Raw genomic sequence first — 18,125 nt, forward strand, 5'->3', positions numbered from 1 at the left:
AGAGGTAGATCATCCCAAGCACCAGGATCAGCATGGCGATGTAGGGGAAGGGATTGATGGGCTTCATCAGTGAACCTCGGCGGCGTGCGGATGGCCGGGATCGCGCCCGCTTTCGGCTTCGGGCAGCTGGGTCGAGTCGGGGGCGAGCGCGCCGCCGTGAGCGGCACGGATCGCGGCTTCGATCTCGGCGATCTTGAACGGCTGCCCGCTGGTCTTGGTCAGGCTCTGGACGTCGACCAGATACTGGTCGCGCAACAGGGTCTTGAACTGGCCGGTGTTCATTTCCGGGCAGATCACGGTGCCGAAGCCGCGCAGCAGCTCGCCGAGGTTGGCAGGGAGCGGCCAGATGTGCCGGACGTGGACGTGGGCGACGTCGTGACCCTTTGCATGGAGCCGCTTCACCGCCTGGTGAATCGGTCCGAAGGTCGATCCCCAGCCGACCACGGCCACCTTGGCGCCCGCGCTGCCAAGGCAGACCTCCTGCTCGGGGATGTCGCGGGCGATGCCCAGCACCTTGTCCTGGCGGACCTTGGTCATTTCGGCATGGGCCGTCGGCGAATAGTCGATGTCGCCGGTGCCGGGGCGCTTCTCGATCCCGCCGATGCGATGGAGGAGGCCCGGGGTGCCGGGCTTGATCCACGGCCGGGCGAGCTTGTCGTCGCGGCTGAAAGGTTCGAGCTTGCCGGCCTGGTTGCGCGGCACGCTGCCTTCCATCGCGTGAGTGACCGGGAACGGCGCGTAGCCGCTCATGTCGGGCACCTTCCACGGCTCGGCGGCATTAGCGATATAGCCGTCGGTCAGGAGCATGACCGGGGTCATGTAGCGGACGGCGAGGCGCACCGCCTCGATCGCGCAGTCGAAGGCGTCGGCGGGCGAGCGGGCGGCGATGACGGGCAGCGGCGCATCGCCGTTGCGGCCGTAGACCGCCTGGTAGAGGTCGCTCTGCTCGGTCTTGGTCGGAAGGCCGGTCGAGGGCCCGCCGCGCTGCGAGTTGACGATCACCAGCGGCAGCTCGGTCATGACCGCAAGGCCCATCGCCTCGGTCTTGAGCGCGATGCCAGGGCCGGACGAAGAAGTGACGCCGAGGCTTCCGGCATAGGAGGCGCCGATCGCCGCGCAGATGGCGGCGATCTCGTCCTCGGCCTGGAAGGTGGTGATCCCATATTCCTTGAGGCGGCTGAGGTGGTGCAGCAGCGCGCTAGCCGGGGTGATGGGATAGCCGCCGAAGAACATCGGCAGGTCGGCCAGCTGCGCGCCGGCGACAAGGCCGAGGCCAAGCGCTTCGGCGCCGGTGACGGTGCGATAGAGGCCGGGTTCGGCCGGGGCGGCTTCGATATGGTGCGGGCGGAAGGCGGCGCCCATCTCGATCGTGTCGCCATAGGCATGGCCGGCGTTCAACGCGGCGATATTGGCTTCGGCCAGCGTCGGGGCCTTGGCGAACTTGGTCTTGAGCCAGTCGACGATCGGGCCGCGGTCACGGTCGAACATCCACAGCGCGAGGCCCAGCGTCCACATGTTCTTGCAGCGGAGCGCCTCCTTGTTGCCGAGGCCGAACGGCTTCACGGCATCGAGGGTAAGCTGGCTGATGTTGAACTTGATGAGCTGCCAACGGGCGAGGCTACCGTCGTCGAGCGGATTGGCGTCGTAGCCGGCCTTGGCGAGGTTGCGGGCAGAGAATTCGCCTTCGTCGGCGATGATCAGGCCACCGTCACGAAGCGAAGCGACGTTCACCTTGAGCGCCGCGGGGTTCATCGCGACGAGCACGTCGGGCTGGTCGCCGGCGGTCTCGATCGCGGCCGAGCCGAAGTTGATCTGGAAGGCCGAGACGCCGAAGGTGGTGCCTTGCGGCGCGCGGATCTCGGCCGGGAAGTCGGGAAAGGTCGCAAGGTCGTTGCCGGCGAGCGCGGTGGACAGGGTGAACTGCCCGCCGGTGAGCTGCATGCCGTCGCCGCTGTCGCCGGCGAAGCGGACCACGACATTCTCGGGAACGAGGTCGGCGTGCGCCTCCTCTGGGGTGAGCATATGAGTGGCCGAGGCCATGGCGCGTCCTGCGAGTGAAATGGGATTGGGACCGCTCTAGCGCGTGGAAGTCGCGGCGTCACCACGTTAGGAGCCGGCGATGACCCAGCCTTATGTCCGTCCCGACGTCGCCGCCCTGCTGGAGATCGCCAACCGGCCCGGGGCGAAGCGGGCGGTGGATGTCGGCCTGGCCGATGCGCGCAGGATGATGCACGCCAGCCGCGCGCTATTCGACGCGCCGGTGGACGAGCTGGCGGTGCTGCGCGAGGTGGCCGGCGGGCCCTGCCCGATGCGTTTGTACGACGCGCGGAGCGAGCGTGCGGCGGGGCCGGTGCTCGTCTTCTATCACGGCGGTGGGTTCGTGCTGGGCGACCTCGACACCCACGAGCCGCTGTGCGCCGAGCTGGCGCGGCTGACCGACCTGCCGGTGGTCAGCGTCGGCTATCGACTGGCGCCCGAGCACCCCTTCCCGGCCGCGCCCGACGACGCGATCGCGGCCGCTCGGTGGGTCGCCGCCAGCCCGGGCGAGCTGGGGCTGGAGACGACCGGGCTGGTCCCGTCGGGCGACAGTGCGGGCGGCAATCTGGCAATCGTCACGGCGCTGGCGCTGCGCGACGAGCCGGCGGCAGTGCCGGTGCTGGCGCAGATGCCCTTCTATCCCGCCAGCCACCCGACGCGGCATTACCTAAGCCTCGACGCCTTTGGCGAAGGCTATCTCCTCAGCCGCGCGTCGATGAACTGGTTCGACGAATGCTATGCCCCCCACCGCACGGACTGGCGCTACGATCCGCTGGCCAAACCGCTTGCGGGCCTGCCGCCGACACTGGTGGTGACCGCCTCGCTGGATCCGATCCGCGACCAGGGCCGGGCGTTTGCCGCCGCTTGCGAGGAAGCGGGGGTGACGGTCCTGCTGCAGGAGTGCGAAGGCACGATCCACGGCTTCCTCAACCTGCGCAAGGCGTTGCCGAGCGCGCAGATCGACCTCGCGCGGGCGGTCGCGCAGCTCAAACTCCTGCTGCGACGGTCCGTCGCATAAGCCGCGCCGAAACTGGGCGACCAAGGAACCCCTGCCCGCACGCTTCGCTGGACCCCGAGGCGGCACGTTGCGCTGCCGAGTTAGGGAGAACCATGCCATGCAGGGTAACGTCATTTCCGCGGTATTCGACAGCCGCGCCGAAGCCGAGCGGGCCATTGCCGAGCTGCGCAGCGCTGGCGTCGACAACAATGCCATCTCGGTGATCGGCCAGGACGAAGGTCGCACCACGGAGACCCATGGCGACGGTGAAGCCGTGAGCGACGGCAGCGAGCCGACCAGTTTCATCGCGAAGGCTGCTGCGGGATCGGGCATCGGTGCGCTGCTCGGTGTCGCCGCGCTGGCCATTCCAGGAGTCGGTCCGCTGGTTGCCGCAGGCGCCATTGCCGAAGCCGCGGTCGGCGGCGCTGCCTTGACCGGAACGGCTGTCGGCCTTGCTGCTGGCGGGATCAGCGATCTCCTCAGCAAGCATGGCGTGAGCGACGAAGACAGCCGCTATTATGGTGACCGCATCAACGACGGCGGAATCTTCGTCTCGGTCGACACCAGTCGCGGCAACGTCGATCGGGACCGGATCGAGGACGTGCTTCACCGCGCCGGCGGGCATAGCTCCAGCCGCACCAAGATGACATCGGCGACTACCACCTATTAAGGTGAATGCTTCCCGGGCCCGGCCTGCCGACTTGGCGAGCCGGGCCCGGGATGACACAGGGACGGGCATGAGCGAGGACAAACCTTATCGCCGCGGCGTCGGCATCATGCTCCTCAACGCCGACCGCCAAGTGTGGGTCGGACGGCGCATCGATCGCACCGACGAAGCGTGGCAGATGCCTCAGGGCGGGATCGACGCGGGCGAGGAGCCGTGGGACACCGCGCTTCGCGAATTGGAGGAAGAGACCGGAATTCCGCCGCATCTGGTCGAGCGGATCGCCGACTGCCCCGAGCGCTTGCGCTACGAATTGCCCGAAGAGCTGCGCGGGAAATTGTGGGGCGGCAAATGGCGGGGACAGGAGCAGGACTGGTTCCTGTGCCGCTTCCTCGGCCGCGAGAGCGACGTCGATATCGCCACCGCGCATCCCGAATTCGACGCCTGGAAATGGGTCGCCCCGTCGGAACTGCCCGACCTGATCGTGCCCTTCAAGCGCGATCTCTATCGCTGCCTGATCGAGCAGTTCCGCGAACATATCGATACGCCACTTCCGTAGCGGCGCGTGACTTGGTGGGGAGCGGACCAGCCGCTCCCCACCCGTTTGGTCACGCCGCCTGCTTGGCGCCCATCGCTTCGGCCAGCTTGCGGACCTTTTCCGCAATCTTGGCATCCTCGGCGCGGTCGGCCGCCTTGGCGGTGTCTTGGCCGATCTTCTCGAGCAGGGGCCCGAGCTTGTCGGTGTCGGGCTCGTCGGCGCTGAGCAGCTTCTCAAGCCGCTCGAGTTCGGAGGCGAGGCCCTTGGCGCCGGTGAAGTCGGCCTTGCGGACCGCTTCGGCCCATTCGCCCGCAAGCTTGGCGCCGGCCTTGGCACTGGTATTCTCGATGCCCTTGTCGAAGGCATTTTCGGTAGCGACGAAACGCTGCGGCATGGTGGTTACTCCTGTGGACTGAGCGGCGGCTCTAGACCGTCACCTCCCCCAACGAAGCGTGCGCGCTTAGGCCGCTACGGTTCTAAGGGCAGGAAATCGCCGGGAACTTCCTGCCCCAGGAGCAGATCAGCCGGCGGGACTTAGTACCGAGCAGGCAATGCGGTCGCCGCTGTTGCCCGACGGATCGGTGACATTGTCGTCTTCGGCCGCGTGGATCACCAGCGCCGAGCCGTCGGCATCACGCAACGCGGCAAGGCTTGCGCCGGTCAGGACCACCGTTTCGCGCAAGGTGCCGTTGGCGGCCACCGGTACGTTGGGCAAGTCGCCGGCGTGCGGACCTTGCGGATTGGACAGGCCATGCTTGCGCGAGGCCGGGTTCCAGTGCGAACCGGCGGTCGTGAACGCGGGCGCGTCGCAGCGACCGACGGCGTGGACGTGGAGTCCCTTGCGGCCGACCGCCATGCCGTCCGCCTCGACCCGGAAACTCACCGCACCGGGTGTTTCCCACATCCGCACGGTTCCGACCTGCGTGCCGCTGCTTCCGACCAGCGGCACGGCGGTGGCAGTGGACGGCGCATCGATGGGCGTCGCGCAGGCGCCGAGCGAGGCGGCGCCGGCAAGGATCAGGCAAAGGCTGGTCGGGTAACGCATGGGGTCTTGGCTCCTGGCTGCTGGATCTCTCGATCCCTAACGCGCGACCACGAAAAAAGGGCGGCCCTCCCATGCCGGGAAGGCCGCCCAGGATCATTCGGGATGGTTCCCGAACTTCTTGGCCGTGGGCCTCAGAAGGCCTTCGAATAGGCCTCATTGCCGACGAAGCCCATCTTGGACACGTTGGCCTGCTTGGTCACAACCAGCACCTGATCGACCAAGTCGTAGCGCGCTTCCGCTTCCGGCTGCAGGTGCAGTTCGGGGATCGGATTGAGCTGCTGCGTGATGTCCAGATACTGGCGCAGCTGGACCTGGTTCACGGGGGCACCATTCCACAGGATGGCATTGCCCGCGGTCACCACGATCTTGTTCTTGACCGGGTCGATGATCTCCTGCTGTGGGCTGTCGCCCTGCGGGAGATCGAGCTTCACGGCGTGCGTCTGCGGCGGGATCGTGATGATCAGCATGATGATCAGGACCAGCATGACGTCGATGAGCGGAGTGGTGTTCATCTCCATCATCGGTTCGCCTTCGGAGTTATTCGAAGTCGTCTGCATCGCCATTGGGCGAATTCCTTCTTTTACAGCCGGGTGACGCCGGTGCCGGGGGGCGGCTCCGACACGAAGCCGACACGGGCAAATCCGGCCCGCTGCATGGTGAAGATGGTCCCGCCGATGCACTTATACGGCGTGCCCACGTCACCGCGGATATGCGCTTCCGGCATGGTGTCGTCGGTAAGGTTCTCGGCACCGCCAACCTTGGCGATGGCGTCCTCAAGCGACTTTACCGAACGGTCGAGCAAGGTCTGGCTGTCGATCGGGGTCATGCCCCAATAGACTTCGCAGGTGCCGCCAGGGCCACCGCGAACCGTCAACTCGACGTTTTCCGGCTTGGTTTCACGCGCTTCGTAGGCAGTCGCCGGAAGCGCGATGGGAACGGTTTCCACCACGACCGGAACCGCGATGAGGAAGATGATCAGGAGCACCAGCATCACGTCCACGAGGGGCGTGGTGTTGATGTCGGACATCGGGACGTCTTCGCCGTCTTCCTTGCCGACACTCATTGCCATGGGACGATACTTCCCTCTTCAGTGTAATTGATTGGCACGCTCTTCGAAGGAGGAGGCCAGGCATCCGAGAATGCCGGGCCTCCATGAACCTTCGCTTAGCGGCGATCCACCGTGGTGGTGCCGGTGCCGCCAGCCTGCTGGCCGGTCGAGGTCTGACCCGAAGTCAGCGGCGCAGTGCCGGCCGGGGTCGGAGCAGCGGCCGAGCGGGTCTGAGCGCCCTTGGCGACGGCAGCCGAACCGCTGTTCGGAGCGCCGGCAGCGACGATCTGCGGCTTAACCTTGCCTTCCGACATGACGTATCCGTGCAGGTCGTTGGTGAAGGCGGCGAGATCTTCCATGATCGACTTGTTGCGACGGATCAGCCAGTTGTAGGCGAGCACGGCCGGAACCGCGACGACGAGGCCGAGGGCGGTCATGATGAGCGCTTCACCGACCGGACCGGCGACGGTGCTGATCGAGGCCTGGCCCGACGCACCGATCTTGATCAGCGCGCGGTAGATGCCGACGACGGTACCGAACAGACCGATGAACGGCGCGGTCGAACCGACGGTCGCAAGGAAGGCAAGACCTTCACCGAGACGGGCGCCAATGCCACCCTGCGAACGGGCGAGGCTGTTGGCCATCCAGTCGTGCTGGTCGACCGGGTTGGTCAGCTTGCCGTGCTGCTCCTGGGCGACGAGCGTGTCGTCGACGATGGCGCGATAGGCGCTCTTGGCGTCGAGCTTGCTCGATGCTTCGCGCAGGTTGGGCGAGTTCCAGAAGCTGGAACGGACCTTGTTGCCCTGGCTGATGATCTTCTGCTGTTCGAAGAACTTGGTGAACAGAATGTAGAAGGTGCCGATCGACATCGCGACGAGGATCACGAACGTGGCCCACGAGATGAGACCGCCCTCGTTCAGCGCCTGCATCAGGCCGTAGGGGTTGTCACCTGCCGGAGCGGCCGCGGCGGCGGCCATCAGAGAGAAAGTCATAGTGCGTATCCTTAACTGGAAACCGTTGGCTTAAAGGTCGAGGTCGATCAATCTGCGGGCAACTGCCACCGGATCCGCCCAGTGACGGAATCCGCGGTCTTCGCTCCGCTGCTGTCCGATGCCGGGGTAAACCGGGCACGGCTGCGGAGCAGTCGGCAGGTGGTGTTGTCGAGGCTGCTCGAGCCTGACGAACTGGTCACCTGGCAGTTGGTTACCCGACCATCCGGGCCGACATCGAGTCGGAACCCGGTCGTGCCCTGCTGCTCGTTGCGGATCGCGTCCTGCGGATAATCGTCATCCGTGATGTAGGAAGCGAGGTTCGCACGAGCCTTGGCCGGCTGCACCTTGACCGGCGCCGGGGGCGGCGGCGGTGGGGGCGGTGCAGGCGGTGCCGGCGGAGCGACCGGTGCCGTCGGCGTGATCACCGGCGGCGGAGCGACGTTGACCGTGCTGACCGGCGGCGGCGGCGTGTTGGTACGCACCAGCGGCGGCGGCGAGACCACCGGCGGAGGTGGCGCTTCAACCTGCTGCTCGGGCGGGGGCGGCGGTTCTTCAGGCGGGGGTGGTGGTTCCTCCTCAACGTCGAAGGTCTTCAGGTCTTCAGCGGCCTTTTTCACGACATTGTACGCGAGGCCGGTGATGATCGCATATCCGAGCAGCACATGCAGCAAGGCCACAAAAACGATCGAAACCGTTCTGTTCCCGCTCATCTGCCTGCGATTGGCGTAAGACATCCTGCCGCAATTCTCCTCAGGGGTGACCTTCCTCCAGGTCCGGAGCCGCCAAAGAGGCAAGCGGTTCCGATCTGATGGTCCGATGGTTCAACATATCATCGGCGGGGTCGGCGCGCTTCCTTAATGTGGCCTCAATGGCGGTGCAATCATATTGTTCCGCCTCCTCAACCTGACTCCGTTCTCGTTACGGGGCTGAACCAGAAAAGCTAGCAATCTCAACGCCAACGCCACGGGCGTTTGGATAGACGTCCGGCTTGCTGGTTCCCACCCTCAAGGCCTTCACTCCGCCTCGCCCGGCAATCCAGTCGTAGATTTCACGGATCAGGGTCTCCTGAAGGTTAAATCGACGGGAAGAGGCGATTCGCTCCACCTCAAGCCGGAGGTGATCGTAGTTCCAAGCGTTGACCGCGAGGTCGCCGTCGGGGGCCGCGACCTCGTCCAGCCAGACCTCCACGCTGATCAGCAGCCGCTGCGGGATCCCCATCTCGAACTCGTGAAAGCCGATGTCGGTCATCACCGCCAGGCCATCGAGATGGATCTTGGCCGACCGCACCGCGAGGTTGGGCGGCACCATTCCCTCGAGACGCGGGGTGAAGGGGATCACGTCGGTCATCAGCGGTTCGGCTCCAGAAATTGCACGTCGCGGGGCAAGCGCCAGAAGCGCTGCCCGCCATCAAGGGTGAGTGTCTCGCCGGTGAGCGTGGGCGAGTCCACCAGGAATTTGAGCGCGCGCAGGACGTCGGACGGCTCGACCCCGCGGCGGAGGGGGTTGAAACGGTGGGTAGCCTCGAAATTCGCCGCGCTCTGCCCTTCGGACAGCAGCATCAGCGCCGGGGCGATGGCGTTGACCCGGATTCCTCGCCCCGCGAGCGACCGGGCACTGAGGTCGGTCAGCGCCGCCAGTGCGGCCTTGGACAGGGTGTAGCTGAGGAAATCGGGGTTGGGCGCGGCGAGCTTGGCATCGAGGATGTTGACCACCAGCCGGTCCCCCTCCCCGCCCGCCGCGGCGAAGGCGGCGGTGAGCAGCGCCGGGGCGGCGACGTTTACCGCCATGTGGGCGCCGAGCTCGTCGGGCGAAAAGTCGTCCAGGCTGTCGGCGGCAAAACGCGCGGCATTGTTGATCAGCAGGGCCGGGGCCGCCGGACAGGCCGCAAGGATCGCCTCGGCCGCCGCCTTTCCCCCCGCCAGGTCGGCGGCGATCCGGATCGCGCCGGCCGGAACGTCGTCCCCGGGCTCGCGAACGTGAGCGACGACCTGCCACCCGTCGGCCAGCAGACCTTCGGCAAGGAACCGTCCTACCCTCTTGCCTGCCCCGGTGACGATCGCGACCCTGTTCATGGCGCCCAGTCGTAGCGGCTGCCCTTGCCTAAACAAGCAGCCGGCCTATCTGCGGTGCCGATGCCGGAGACCCGCCCACCGATCGAGCTTGCCGGACGCAGCCTCGACGAGATTGCGGCGGCTGCGGCGGATCGCCGCGGCCCGCCGGTCGAGCGCTGGAACCCATCGCATTGCGGCGACAGCGGGATGCGGATCGACCGCGAGGGCCGCTGGTTCCACGACGGCAAGCGGATCGAGCGCGACGCCCTGGTGCGGCTGTTCGCGTCGGTCCTGCGGCGCGAGCCCGATGGCCGCCACGTGCTCGTGACGCCGGTCGAGAAGCTCGACATCGCGGTCGAACTGGCGGCGCTGCGGATCACTGCGATGAGCCTCGACGGCGATGGCGAAAGGCAGCGCATCGCCTTCCAGGTGAGCGACGGCAACGCGCTGATCCTCGGCCCCGGCCATGCCCTGCGGTTCGTCGACGGACTGCCGCTGGTCACCGTCCGCGGCGGGATCGAGGCGAGCTTCGAACGGCCCGTGTGGTACGAGCTGGCCGAGCTGGCGCTGGCCCATGACCCGCCGGGGTTGTGGAGTGCTGGATCCTTCCATCCGTTTCCGCTGTCGTGAGCCTCGCCGACAGGCTCCGCGCCGCACTTGCCTTGCCGCCTCCCCCCGACCTCCTGCCCGGCGATCTCGTCGAGGGGATGGTGGGCGACCCGGTGGCGGCGGCGGTGCTGGTCGCGATCACCCGGCGCGCCGAGCCCGGCGTGCTGCTGACCGTCCGCCGCGAGCACATGCGCACCCACGCCGGCCAGATCGCCTTTCCCGGCGGCCGGGTCGATGCGGAAGACCGCGATTCCGCCGCCGCTGCCCTGCGCGAGGCAGAGGAGGAAATCGGCCTCCCGCGCGCCGCCGTCGCCCTGTGGGGCACGGCCGACCCGTATCGGACCATCACCGGCTACCATGTCGTCCCCGTGCTGGGAGAAGTCGACGCCGACCTCCCCCTCCAACCGCACGAGCATGAGGTGGCCGACCTGTTCGAGGCTCCGCTTGCCTTTCTTCTCGACCCCGCCAATCAGCACCGCATGTCAGCCGATTTCCAGGGTGCCCGGCGCCAATATTACGAGATCAACTGGGAGGGTCGCCGGATCTGGGGCGCCACGGCGGCGATGCTTGTCAATCTCAGCCGCCGGCTGGCCGCATGAGTGACGTCGGCCAGCTTCATGCGCTCGTCGCCCGGCCAGGGGTCTCGGCCGCCTTTGCCGCGCTTGGCGAGGGTCAGGCCCGGCTGGTGGGAGGAGCGGTGCGTGACGGACTGCTGGGCAGCGCGGTCGCCGATGTCGATGTCGCGACCCTGCTCAGCCCCTACGAGGTGATGCGCCGCTGCGGCGCGGCCGGGATCAAGACGGTCCCAACCGGGATCGCCCATGGCACCGTGACTGCGGTCAGCGCCGGCGAGACGCTGGAGATCACGACCCTGCGCGCCGACCTCGCCACCGACGGGCGCCACGCGACGGTGGGCTTCACCGACGACTGGCGCGAGGATGCCGCCCGCCGCGACTTCACCATCAACGCGCTCTATTTCGATCTCGCCACCGGCGAGGTCCACGACTATTTCGGCGGACTTGCCGACCTCGAGGCGCACCGCGTCAGGTTCATCGGCGAGCCGCTCCAGCGCATCGCCGAGGACCACCTGCGGATCCTGCGCTTCTTCCGCTTCACCGCCCGGTTCGGAAGCCAGGTCGACGAGGCCGGACTGGCGGCCTGCGCCGCTCGCGCCAACGACCTCATGGCCCTGTCGCGAGAGCGGATCGCGGACGAGTGGCTGAAGCTGCTGGCGCTCCCGCAGCCAGCGGGGACGGTTGCCCTGATGCTCGAACTCGGCCTGCTCGCCCCGGTCCTGCCCGAGATCGCCAGGAAGGCCTGGGAGCGGCTCGAGGCCTTGGTCGACGCGGAACAGAAGGCGGGACTTGCGCCCGATCCGCTGCGGCGATTCGCCGCGCTATTGCCGCCGGATCCATCAGTCGCCGAAAAGGTCGCCGCACGGCTCAAGCTCAGCAACAAGGCGCGCAGGCGGCTGGCTTCTGCAACGGTCGCCTATGGCGGTGAGCAGCCCCATGCGCTCGCCTATCGGGGCGGCGTGGCGGAGGCGCAGGATCGCTTGCTACTCGGCGGCGAGGTCGAGGCTGCGGCGGCGCTGGAAGGCTGGTCGCCGCCGCGCCTGCCGATTGGCGGCGGACAGTTGATCGCGCGCGGCCTGACGCCCGGCCCGACGGTGGCGCGCACCTTGAAGGCGATCGAGGACCGCTGGGTAGCTGAAGGTTTTCCCGATGCGGACCGGCTCGATCAGCTCGTCACGCAGGCGCTCGATCGGTCGAAGGGCTAGCGAAGGAAAAGGTGCCGGCCACAGGAGGGCTAACAGCCGACACCTCACCCCGAGTGGCAGGGGAAGTGCGACCCGAGCGATACCGGCACGACCTCACGGATGACACCAGCACAGCGTAAGCATTTGCCGCAGCACGGACCCCGCCCGGCAGCTAGGCTTAGGACTGTGCCGCTAAGGGCTTCTAGAGCCCGGCCTCGACCGCCAGGCGGATGAGATCGGCGCTCGTCGGGACGCCGAGCCGCTCCATCAGCAGCGCGCGGTGCATCTTCACCGTCTTCTCGCTGATCTTCAGCTCCCACGCGATCTGCTTGTTGAGCAATCCCTTGGCGATGAGTTCCAGAACCTGGCGCTGGCGCGGCGGGAGGGTGTTGACCGCAAGGATCGCCCGCTCGCGCCGGCCGCTGAACACCGCGGTGCTTTCCATGCCCAGCTCGACCTGGCTGCCGAGAAACCAGCTGAGTTCACCATTGCCGTCGAACAAAGGGGTCACCAGCACCGCATTGCGGAACGGAGAGCCATCCTTCTTGTAGTTGAGGATGTCGACCAGCACCGATTTGCGATTGCGGACGCCTTCGCGGATCCGTTCCGTCAGCCACGGCTCCGTCGCCGCACCCGACAGGAAGCGACAGTTACGACCGAGAATTTCGCCTTCCGCATAACCGGTAAGGTCGCAAAATGCCTGGTTGGCGACCTCGAGCGGATTGTCCGCCTTGCGAGGATTGCTCAACACGGTCGCGATGGGACTGAATCCCACCGTTTCGACCAGACGCTGTTCATCTACCGAAGCCAGCACTGCTCCTCCGCATTCCCCCGCCGCCATTCACTACACTCCCCCGCTGGCGCTGGCGAGAGCTTTGCGAAAGCCAGTCGCCGACCCGAACTGGCGGAGATGCGAAGCGTGATTTGTCCGGTGTGGCAATTGGAGATTTCGCCTTGGGACAAAGCAGATTATCGTTGTAGTTCGGCATCTTACCCCTGAGTCGTGGGGACTCGCACCCGAGAAGTTTGTTGCATTAGTGTCACAGTTCACGAGGGATGGTCGCTCAGCTTTCGCTTGAGCGAAACTAACCGCCTGCTCTACAGGTTCGGGGCGCCATCAACACTAACTCTCGAGCGAGAAGGGGAAAGCATGCGCAAATACCTCCTGGCGGCCGTCGCAGCGGCTGCCATCACCACGCCAGCGATGGCCCGCGATGGTGCGGGCTACGTCGGCGTCGATCTTGGAGCGTTGCTCGTCGAAGATCTTGAGATCGACATCACCAACACTGCTGGTGCTGCCTTCGACGACTACGCCATCGGCGATCACAAGTATGGCTACGACGTCGGCGTGAATGCCGGCTATGACTTCGGTGCGATCCGCGCCGAGGCCGAAGTTGCCTACAAGCGTGCCAAGCACGACGAATACACGGTCAACGGTGTCATCCTCGACGCCAACGGCCGTACCACCTCGCTGTCGGTGATGGGCAACCTGCTCCTCGACTTCGGCGCGGACGACAGCTGGCAGGGCTTCGTTGGCGGTGGTGTTGGCTATGCCCGCACCCGCGTCAACCTGTCGACGGCTGCGCTCAGCGGCCGTCGCCTCAGCGACAGCGGCTTCGCTTGGCAGATCCTTGCCGGCGTTCGCTATCCGGTGAGCGACAACATCGATTTCGGTCTGAAGTATCGCTTCTACAACCATGATCTCGATGACACGCTGACCTTCGCTCCCGTCACGACGGTGGGCGGCGACGCGGAAGCGCGTTTCCGTTCGCACTCGCTGATGGCCAGCCTGTCGTTCAACCTCGGTGGGGTGGCCCCGCCGCCTCCGCCGCCGCCGCCGCCGCCCCCGCCGCCGCCTCCCCCGCCGCCTCCTCCGACGCAGACCTGCCCGGATGGATCGGTGATCCTGGCGACCGACGCGTGCCCGGTGCCGCCGCCGCCGCCTCCGCCGCCGCCGGTCGAGCCGGTTCGCGGCTAAGCGAAAGGGACAGGCTCCTTCGGGAGCCTGCTTCCTGCAGCGACGCAAAAAAGGAACGGGGTGGAGCTTCGGCTCCGCCCCGTTTTTTGTCTATTCGAGACTGGCCGACCCGGTCGTCCGGGCACTGGGCAAAAAGAAAGGGCAGAGCGCCTGTCCGGCGCCCTGCCCCATGCTTCGCCTCAGAAGCATTCCCCGACGGGCGTCAGGGAGCTCCACGGGTCGGGCTGGTGTAGGTTGCCGCCGCCAGCTGCCGGTCGGGGCGCCCATCCCATCCGTAAGGGTCCCCACGCGACGCCAGGCGGCCGTCGGCGCCCTGTTCCTGGGTCAGGTAGGTCAGATAGATCGGAACGCCCTGAGGGAGCTTGACGAGCACGTCGGCTTCCTTGGTGGTCGGCGCCGGACTGTTGCCGTGCAGCCAGCGATAGAAACGCTGCGCATCCTCCAGGCGGACGCAGCCGTTCGACAGGTGCCGGTCGGGCTTCAGGAATTTCGACTTGTCGAGTGTGTCGTGAAGGAAGATGTCCTGCCCGCTCGGGAACGGGATCTTCATCCCGGCAAGGCTGTTCAGCGGCCCCGGGGCCTGCCGCACGCGGACCAGCCCGGGATCCTTGGCCAGCGCCGCCCACTTCACCTCAGCGGCAGGAACCACCGTGGCGTCGTTGGTCCAGTTGCTCATCACCTCGTAGCCGTTGCGCTTGAGGTAGGCGTCGCCGCCCTTCAGGACGCCGGGCGCGACGATCTTCTTGGTCAGGCTGGGCGGCACCTCCCAATAGGGATTGAGCACCGCATAATGGATGATGCTGGCGATCATCGGGGTCTGGGTCTCGCCGGTGCCGACGATCACCTTCATCCGGTCCACCACCTGGCCATTCTCGTACATGGTCAAGGTGGCATTGCCGGAGTCAACCAGCGCGAAACGGCCACCCGCGGGGAGCGCGCGGGCCCGCTCGAGGTTGGACAGCAGCTGGGGATCGGCGGTCGTCACTCCACTCGCCAGCGCGGCGTCACGCAGCGACCGGTAGATGGCATTGACGTCGGACAGGCGGGTGACCGCGGCCCTCAGATCAGGAGAAGCCGCAGTCGTGAGCAGGATCTGGTCCGGGCGGCTCTGCGGCTTCAGCAGATCGTAGCCGTAGACCAGGCCCTTGGGCGGCGTACGCAGGTGCTGCATGTAGGCGACCCACGCCTTGCTGATCCGCACCTCCGACGCCTGGGTAGCAACGACATTGCCCGGCACCGCCGCAGCCAAGGCCGCGTCGACATCGGCGGCAAGCGCCGGACCCGCGGCAAAGCCGTCGATGGTCGAGCGACGCAGGATCGAGGACAACTGGCCGACCGCAGACCTGGTCGCATCGTTGCGAAGCCAGATCGGCGCTTCGCCATGCTGGAAATAATAAAGCTCGACCGGATCGGTCGGAGCGACCCGCACCACCGCGACAGGCGCGGGTGCCGGCTTGGGCTTCTTGCGGGCTTCGGCGGTGCCGGGCACGGCCAGAAGCGCGAGAACAGTTGTCGAAAGCAGGAGCTTGTTCACCGAGGATCCCCGTTAACCGATGGTTTCCCCAGCCTTTTACCGGCGCAGGTCTGTCGGGCAAGTGAACCGACGACTCGGTTCGGCGCATTTAGCGCGTCAACCGGCAGCCTGTTCGAGGACCGGGCCGATCCGATCGATGGTGTAGGGCTTTTCGAGCAGGGGGGCCTCGGCGAAATTGGCCGGAGGCGGCTCGACATGACCGCCGCTGGCGATCACGAACGGAACGCCGCGATCGCTCAGCACTTCTGCCACAGGCCAGACGAGCTCACCCTTCAGGTTGACGTCGAGAATGGCGACATCGAAGCCACCGTCCTCGCACGCCTTCATCGCGTCCGCGAGATTATCGCAACTGGCATGGATGCGGTGACCCAGAGTCTCGAGGAAGTCCTCGAGCATCATGGCGATCAGCGGCTCGTCTTCGACAACGAGAATGGAGCGTGCAGTACCCACCGACCGGCCTTTGCAGGTCCGAAATGGTAAGGCAATACTTTTCAGCGCGCTGCCAGGATCCGCCGGGCCGCTTCGGAAAGTTGCTGTACGGAGAAGGGTTTAGGCAGAAACGCCACATTGTCGAAGTCGATCGAGCGGCGGAGTTGCTCCTCCGCATAGCCTGACATGAACAGGATCGGCAGTTCGGGCCGGGTCAAGCGAGCCTCGCGGACCATGGTTGGCCCGTCCATGATCGGCATGACGACATCGGTGATCAGCAGATCGATGACCTCGCCCCGGCCGACGATCTCCAGCGCCTCCTCGCCGTTGGCGGCGGTCAGCACGGTGTAGCCCTGGCGGGTCAGGGCGCGCTCGGCGACGGTCCTGACCATCGCCTCGTCCTCGACCAGCAGGACCACGCCGGTGCCCCAGGTCTCCTCGACCTTGGGCGCGGGGGCAGCCGCGCGAACGGCCACGGTGCGTTCTTCCTGGTGGACCGGAAGATAGATGACGAAGCTGGTCCCCTCGCCCACCTTGCTGTCGGCGAAGATGAAGCCGCCCGACTGCTTGACGATGCCGTAGACGGTCGACAGCCCGAGCCCGGTGCCCTTGCCGACCTCCTTGGTGGTGAAGAAGGGCTCGAAGATCTTGCCCAGGACCGACGGCGGGATGCCGCAGCCGGTGTCCGAGATGCTGAGCGCGGTATAGTCCGCGATCGGCAGGATGTCGGAGCCGAGCTCGGCGACCTGATCGGCGCGGACCGCATAGGTCTGGATGATCAGCTTGCCGCCGCCCGACCCGAGCATCGCGTCGCGGGCGTTGACCGCGAGGTTGACGATGACCTGCTCGAGCTGCCCCGGATCGGCGCGCACCGCCCCCAGTTCGCGGCCATGCTTGACCTGCAGCACCACCGTTTCGCCGAGCAGGCGCTTGAGCAGGTGACTGACCTCGCTGACCACGTCGGGCAGTTGCAGGACCTGCGGGCGCAGCGTCTGCTGGCGCGAGAAGGCGAGCAGCTGGCGGGTCAGGCCGGCGGCGCGGTTCGAGTTCGATTTGATCTGCTGGATGTCGTCGTAATCGCTGTCACCCGGCGTGTGCCGCATCAGCATGAGGTCGCAGTGGCCGATGATCGCGGTCAGGATGTTGTTGAAATCGTGGGCGACGCCGCCGGCGAGCTGGCCCACCGCCTGCATCTTGGTTGCCTGCGCGACCTGGCGCTTGAGCTTGGCTTCCTCGCTATTGTCCTTGAGCAGCAGGAGGACGCTGGCCTCGCCGAGGTTGCGCAGGCCCGCGATGGTCAGCGCGACCGGTTCGCCCGGCTGATGGGGCAGGCGCACGGCAAGGTCGCCCGACATGGCGGGCCCGCGGCTGTTGCGGCGCACGGCGTCGGCCACCGCCGCCTTATCCTCCTTGACCACCAGGTCGCTCGGGAAGGCGGGCAGCGTCTTGTCCTCGTCGAGCGAGGCGGCGCGGCGGAACGCCTTGTTGCTGGTGAGGAAGCGACCGTCGCGATCGACCAGCGCCAGACCGAGGGGAAGCAGGTCGAGCAGCGCCTGGAGGCTGGCCGGCTCGGCGAGGCCGGGGGTTTCCCCGGTCGCAAACAGCAGCGCCAGGCCGGCCGGTTCGCCAGACCCGGGCGCCACCGGAATGTGGAGCAGGCGAAGCATCTGCCCACCCGCCCCCTCGGCGGCGAGCCGCACCCGCCCCTCGCCTGCCCCGTCGAGCAGCGAATCCATCCGGACCGCGTCGTCCGGGGCGAGTTGGGTCCGCCGCATGAATAACGGATTGGCGGCAATGACCTGTCCGTCGGCATCGACCGCCGCGGCGAGCACGCCCGCTTCTCCCAGCACTTCGCCTTCGCCGCCGGTAAGACGTGACACGAGCACGTCGAGCGGCGAGCGCGGAGACGGCGGGAAGCGCCAGAGCAGTTGGTCGCGGGCCTGCCCGACCCGCTTGACCGAGACGGTGAGCAGCCCGTCGGTTCCCTGCAGGTCGATGGCCTGGCTCTCGCCATCCCGAAGCGCGAGGTGGCCGGCTTCGGACAGCGCCGCCGCCGCTTCGTCCCCGGAGCCGAGGTGAAGCGGTAGCGGAAGGTCGGGGAAGCGGTCGCGATAGGCCTGGTTGAGACTTAGCAGTGCACCCTCGCCGTCGGTCAGCGCGACCGGATCGGGGCACAGGTTCAGCCCGGCCGCGACCAGCGCGAAATCGGGGGCGATCGCCGGGGCGGCGTGGGAGAGATCGACCGGACGGCGCCTCAACCATCCGAAAGCGGCAGCACCGAGCGCGGTGACCCCGAGCGGGGCCGCGACCGGCAGGTTACCGAACGCCAGTGCCAGCAGCGCGACGCCGCCGAGCAGGGCGGCGAGGATGAGCGGCGCCAGCCAGGGCTCGTCGCGCGACACGGGTTCAGCGTCGATCGCGGCGAGCCTGGCGTGGAGCATCAG

20 protein-coding genes are annotated in these 18,125 nt (G+C 67.0%); 7 read left to right on the forward strand and 13 right to left on the reverse strand.

The genetic code is table 11. The features are described 5' to 3' along the window. Nucleotides 1-66 precede the first annotated feature (66 nt). Nucleotides 67-2,040 carry a 2-oxoacid:acceptor oxidoreductase subunit alpha gene (locus M1K48_RS05030; RefSeq protein WP_249504760.1) on the reverse strand — a complete coding sequence of 658 codons (1,974 nt, stop codon included), beginning with the start codon at nucleotides 2,038-2,040 and terminating at the stop codon, nucleotides 67-69. Nucleotides 2,041-2,119: 79 nt separating this feature from the next. Here M1K48_RS05030 and M1K48_RS05035 point away from each other — a divergent pair, with 79 nt between their 5' ends. The 3 genes from M1K48_RS05035 (at nucleotide 2,120) to M1K48_RS05045 (ending at nucleotide 4,257) form a co-directional block, all read left to right on the forward strand. Next, complete coding sequence (locus M1K48_RS05035; RefSeq protein WP_249504761.1) at nucleotides 2,120-3,055, forward strand: alpha/beta hydrolase; 936 nt, start codon at nucleotides 2,120-2,122, stop codon at nucleotides 3,053-3,055. A gap of 97 nt (nucleotides 3,056-3,152) precedes the next feature. After that, nucleotides 3,153-3,704 carry a DUF1269 domain-containing protein gene (locus M1K48_RS05040; protein ID WP_249504762.1) on the forward strand — a complete coding sequence of 184 codons (552 nt, stop codon included), beginning with the start codon at nucleotides 3,153-3,155 and terminating at the stop codon, nucleotides 3,702-3,704. Between the two features lie 67 nt (nucleotides 3,705-3,771). Then, a complete protein-coding gene (locus M1K48_RS05045; protein ID WP_249504763.1) occupies nucleotides 3,772-4,257 on the forward strand; it encodes an RNA pyrophosphohydrolase in 486 nt (161 codons plus the stop codon). A 49-nt stretch (nucleotides 4,258-4,306) separates the two neighbouring features. Here M1K48_RS05045 and M1K48_RS05050 read toward each other — a convergent pair whose 3' ends face one another. From M1K48_RS05050 to M1K48_RS05085, 8 genes are all read right to left on the reverse strand, one after another. Continuing rightward, nucleotides 4,307-4,630 (reverse strand): hypothetical protein, encoded by a 324-nt coding sequence (locus tag M1K48_RS05050; RefSeq protein ID WP_249504764.1) that lies wholly within the window; start codon nucleotides 4,628-4,630, stop codon nucleotides 4,307-4,309. A gap of 126 nt (nucleotides 4,631-4,756) precedes the next feature. Next, nucleotides 4,757-5,281: a superoxide dismutase family protein gene (locus tag M1K48_RS05055; protein ID WP_249504765.1), complete on the reverse strand. Its 525-nt coding sequence runs from the start codon at nucleotides 5,279-5,281 to the stop codon at nucleotides 4,757-4,759. Nucleotides 5,282-5,412: 131 nt separating this feature from the next. Further along, on the reverse strand, nucleotides 5,413-5,838 hold the full coding sequence (locus M1K48_RS05060; RefSeq protein ID WP_249505186.1) for an ExbD/TolR family protein: 426 nt from the start codon (nucleotides 5,836-5,838) through the stop codon (nucleotides 5,413-5,415). A gap of 23 nt (nucleotides 5,839-5,861) precedes the next feature. Next, nucleotides 5,862-6,350, reverse strand: a complete 489-nt coding sequence (locus tag M1K48_RS05065; RefSeq protein WP_168070077.1) for an ExbD/TolR family protein — start codon at nucleotides 6,348-6,350, stop codon at nucleotides 5,862-5,864. A 95-nt stretch (nucleotides 6,351-6,445) separates the two neighbouring features. Beyond that, nucleotides 6,446-7,306, reverse strand: coding sequence for a MotA/TolQ/ExbB proton channel family protein (locus M1K48_RS05070; protein ID WP_249505187.1), 861 nt, complete (start codon nucleotides 7,304-7,306; stop codon nucleotides 6,446-6,448). A gap of 62 nt (nucleotides 7,307-7,368) precedes the next feature. Next, a complete protein-coding gene (locus M1K48_RS05075; RefSeq protein ID WP_249504766.1) occupies nucleotides 7,369-8,055 on the reverse strand; it encodes an energy transducer TonB in 687 nt (228 codons plus the stop codon). Nucleotides 8,056-8,239: 184 nt separating this feature from the next. Beyond that, on the reverse strand, nucleotides 8,240-8,668 hold the full coding sequence (locus M1K48_RS05080) for a dihydroneopterin aldolase (RefSeq protein WP_249504767.1): 429 nt from the start codon (nucleotides 8,666-8,668) through the stop codon (nucleotides 8,240-8,242). Then, nucleotides 8,668-9,393, reverse strand: coding sequence for an SDR family oxidoreductase (locus tag M1K48_RS05085; RefSeq protein WP_249504768.1), 726 nt, complete (start codon nucleotides 9,391-9,393; stop codon nucleotides 8,668-8,670). Before M1K48_RS05085 ends, M1K48_RS05080 begins: the two co-directional genes overlap by 1 nt. 60 nt (nucleotides 9,394-9,453) lie before the next feature. On the opposite strand from M1K48_RS05085, the gene M1K48_RS05090 reads away from it, so the two are divergent. The 3 genes from M1K48_RS05090 to M1K48_RS05100 are packed head-to-tail and all read left to right on the forward strand — an operon-like array spanning nucleotide 9,454 to nucleotide 11,761. Beyond that, entirely contained in the window at nucleotides 9,454-10,002 is a 549-nt protein-coding gene (locus tag M1K48_RS05090; protein ID WP_249505188.1) for a DUF1285 domain-containing protein, read from the forward strand. Then, nucleotides 9,999-10,580, forward strand: a complete 582-nt coding sequence (locus M1K48_RS05095) for a CoA pyrophosphatase (protein WP_249504769.1) — start codon at nucleotides 9,999-10,001, stop codon at nucleotides 10,578-10,580. The genes M1K48_RS05090 and M1K48_RS05095 overlap by 4 nt, the downstream gene beginning before the upstream one ends. Continuing rightward, on the forward strand, nucleotides 10,577-11,761 hold the full coding sequence (locus M1K48_RS05100; RefSeq protein ID WP_249504770.1) for a CCA tRNA nucleotidyltransferase: 1,185 nt from the start codon (nucleotides 10,577-10,579) through the stop codon (nucleotides 11,759-11,761). Before M1K48_RS05095 ends, M1K48_RS05100 begins: the two co-directional genes overlap by 4 nt. A gap of 181 nt (nucleotides 11,762-11,942) precedes the next feature. Here the strand turns inward: M1K48_RS05100 and M1K48_RS05105 are convergent, their stop codons facing one another. Then, entirely contained in the window at nucleotides 11,943-12,491 is a 549-nt protein-coding gene (locus M1K48_RS05105) for a LuxR C-terminal-related transcriptional regulator (RefSeq protein WP_319941211.1), read from the reverse strand. A 399-nt stretch (nucleotides 12,492-12,890) separates the two neighbouring features. On the opposite strand from M1K48_RS05105, the gene M1K48_RS14335 reads away from it, so the two are divergent. Then, entirely contained in the window at nucleotides 12,891-13,718 is an 828-nt protein-coding gene (locus M1K48_RS14335; protein ID WP_264757847.1) for an outer membrane protein, read from the forward strand. A gap of 202 nt (nucleotides 13,719-13,920) precedes the next feature. On the opposite strand, the gene M1K48_RS05115 is transcribed toward M1K48_RS14335, so the two are convergent. From M1K48_RS05115 to M1K48_RS05125, 3 genes are all read right to left on the reverse strand, one after another. Continuing rightward, nucleotides 13,921-15,252: a L,D-transpeptidase family protein gene (locus tag M1K48_RS05115; RefSeq protein ID WP_249504772.1), complete on the reverse strand. Its 1,332-nt coding sequence runs from the start codon at nucleotides 15,250-15,252 to the stop codon at nucleotides 13,921-13,923. Between the two features lie 96 nt (nucleotides 15,253-15,348). Continuing rightward, the gene (locus M1K48_RS05120) at nucleotides 15,349-15,702 is read right to left on the reverse strand and encodes a response regulator (RefSeq protein WP_249504773.1); all 354 of its coding nucleotides are present in this window, start codon (nucleotides 15,700-15,702) and stop codon (nucleotides 15,349-15,351) included. A 41-nt stretch (nucleotides 15,703-15,743) separates the two neighbouring features. Beyond that, nucleotides 15,744-18,122 (reverse strand): hybrid sensor histidine kinase/response regulator, encoded by a 2,379-nt coding sequence (locus M1K48_RS05125; RefSeq protein WP_249504774.1) that lies wholly within the window; start codon nucleotides 18,120-18,122, stop codon nucleotides 15,744-15,746. Nucleotides 18,123-18,125 lie beyond the last annotated feature (3 nt).

It is taken from the genome of Sphingomonas glaciei, assembly GCF_023380025.1.
Taxonomy (GTDB): domain Bacteria; phylum Pseudomonadota; class Alphaproteobacteria; order Sphingomonadales; family Sphingomonadaceae; genus Sphingomicrobium; species Sphingomicrobium glaciei.

Bases quoted from the DNA above. Each gene is read 5' to 3' on its own strand.
- M1K48_RS05030 (WP_249504760.1), bottom strand. From the start codon at position 2,040: ATGGCCTCGGCCACTCATATGCTCACCCCAGAGGAGGCGCACGCCGAC.
- M1K48_RS05035 (WP_249504761.1), top strand. From the start codon at position 2,120: ATGACCCAGCCTTATGTCCGTCCCGACGTCGCCGCCCTGCTGGAGATC.
- M1K48_RS05040 (WP_249504762.1), top strand. From the start codon at position 3,153: ATGCAGGGTAACGTCATTTCCGCGGTATTCGACAGCCGCGCCGAAGCC.
- M1K48_RS05045 (WP_249504763.1), top strand. From the start codon at position 3,772: ATGAGCGAGGACAAACCTTATCGCCGCGGCGTCGGCATCATGCTCCTC.
- M1K48_RS05050 (WP_249504764.1), bottom strand. From the start codon at position 4,630: ATGCCGCAGCGTTTCGTCGCTACCGAAAATGCCTTCGACAAGGGCATC.
- M1K48_RS05055 (WP_249504765.1), bottom strand. From the start codon at position 5,281: ATGCGTTACCCGACCAGCCTTTGCCTGATCCTTGCCGGCGCCGCCTCG.
- M1K48_RS05060 (WP_249505186.1), bottom strand. From the start codon at position 5,838: ATGCAGACGACTTCGAATAACTCCGAAGGCGAACCGATGATGGAGATG.
- M1K48_RS05065 (WP_168070077.1), bottom strand. From the start codon at position 6,350: ATGGCAATGAGTGTCGGCAAGGAAGACGGCGAAGACGTCCCGATGTCC.
- M1K48_RS05070 (WP_249505187.1), bottom strand. From the start codon at position 7,306: ATGGCCGCCGCCGCGGCCGCTCCGGCAGGTGACAACCCCTACGGCCTG.
- M1K48_RS05075 (WP_249504766.1), bottom strand. From the start codon at position 8,055: ATGTCTTACGCCAATCGCAGGCAGATGAGCGGGAACAGAACGGTTTCG.
- M1K48_RS05080 (WP_249504767.1), bottom strand. From the start codon at position 8,668: ATGACCGACGTGATCCCCTTCACCCCGCGTCTCGAGGGAATGGTGCCG.
- M1K48_RS05085 (WP_249504768.1), bottom strand. From the start codon at position 9,393: ATGAACAGGGTCGCGATCGTCACCGGGGCAGGCAAGAGGGTAGGACGG.
- M1K48_RS05090 (WP_249505188.1), top strand. From the start codon at position 9,454: ATGCCGGAGACCCGCCCACCGATCGAGCTTGCCGGACGCAGCCTCGAC.
- M1K48_RS05100 (WP_249504770.1), top strand. From the start codon at position 10,577: ATGAGTGACGTCGGCCAGCTTCATGCGCTCGTCGCCCGGCCAGGGGTC.
- M1K48_RS14335 (WP_264757847.1), top strand. From the start codon at position 12,891: ATGCGCAAATACCTCCTGGCGGCCGTCGCAGCGGCTGCCATCACCACG.
- M1K48_RS05125 (WP_249504774.1), bottom strand. From the start codon at position 18,122: ATGCTCCACGCCAGGCTCGCCGCGATCGACGCTGAACCCGTGTCGCGC.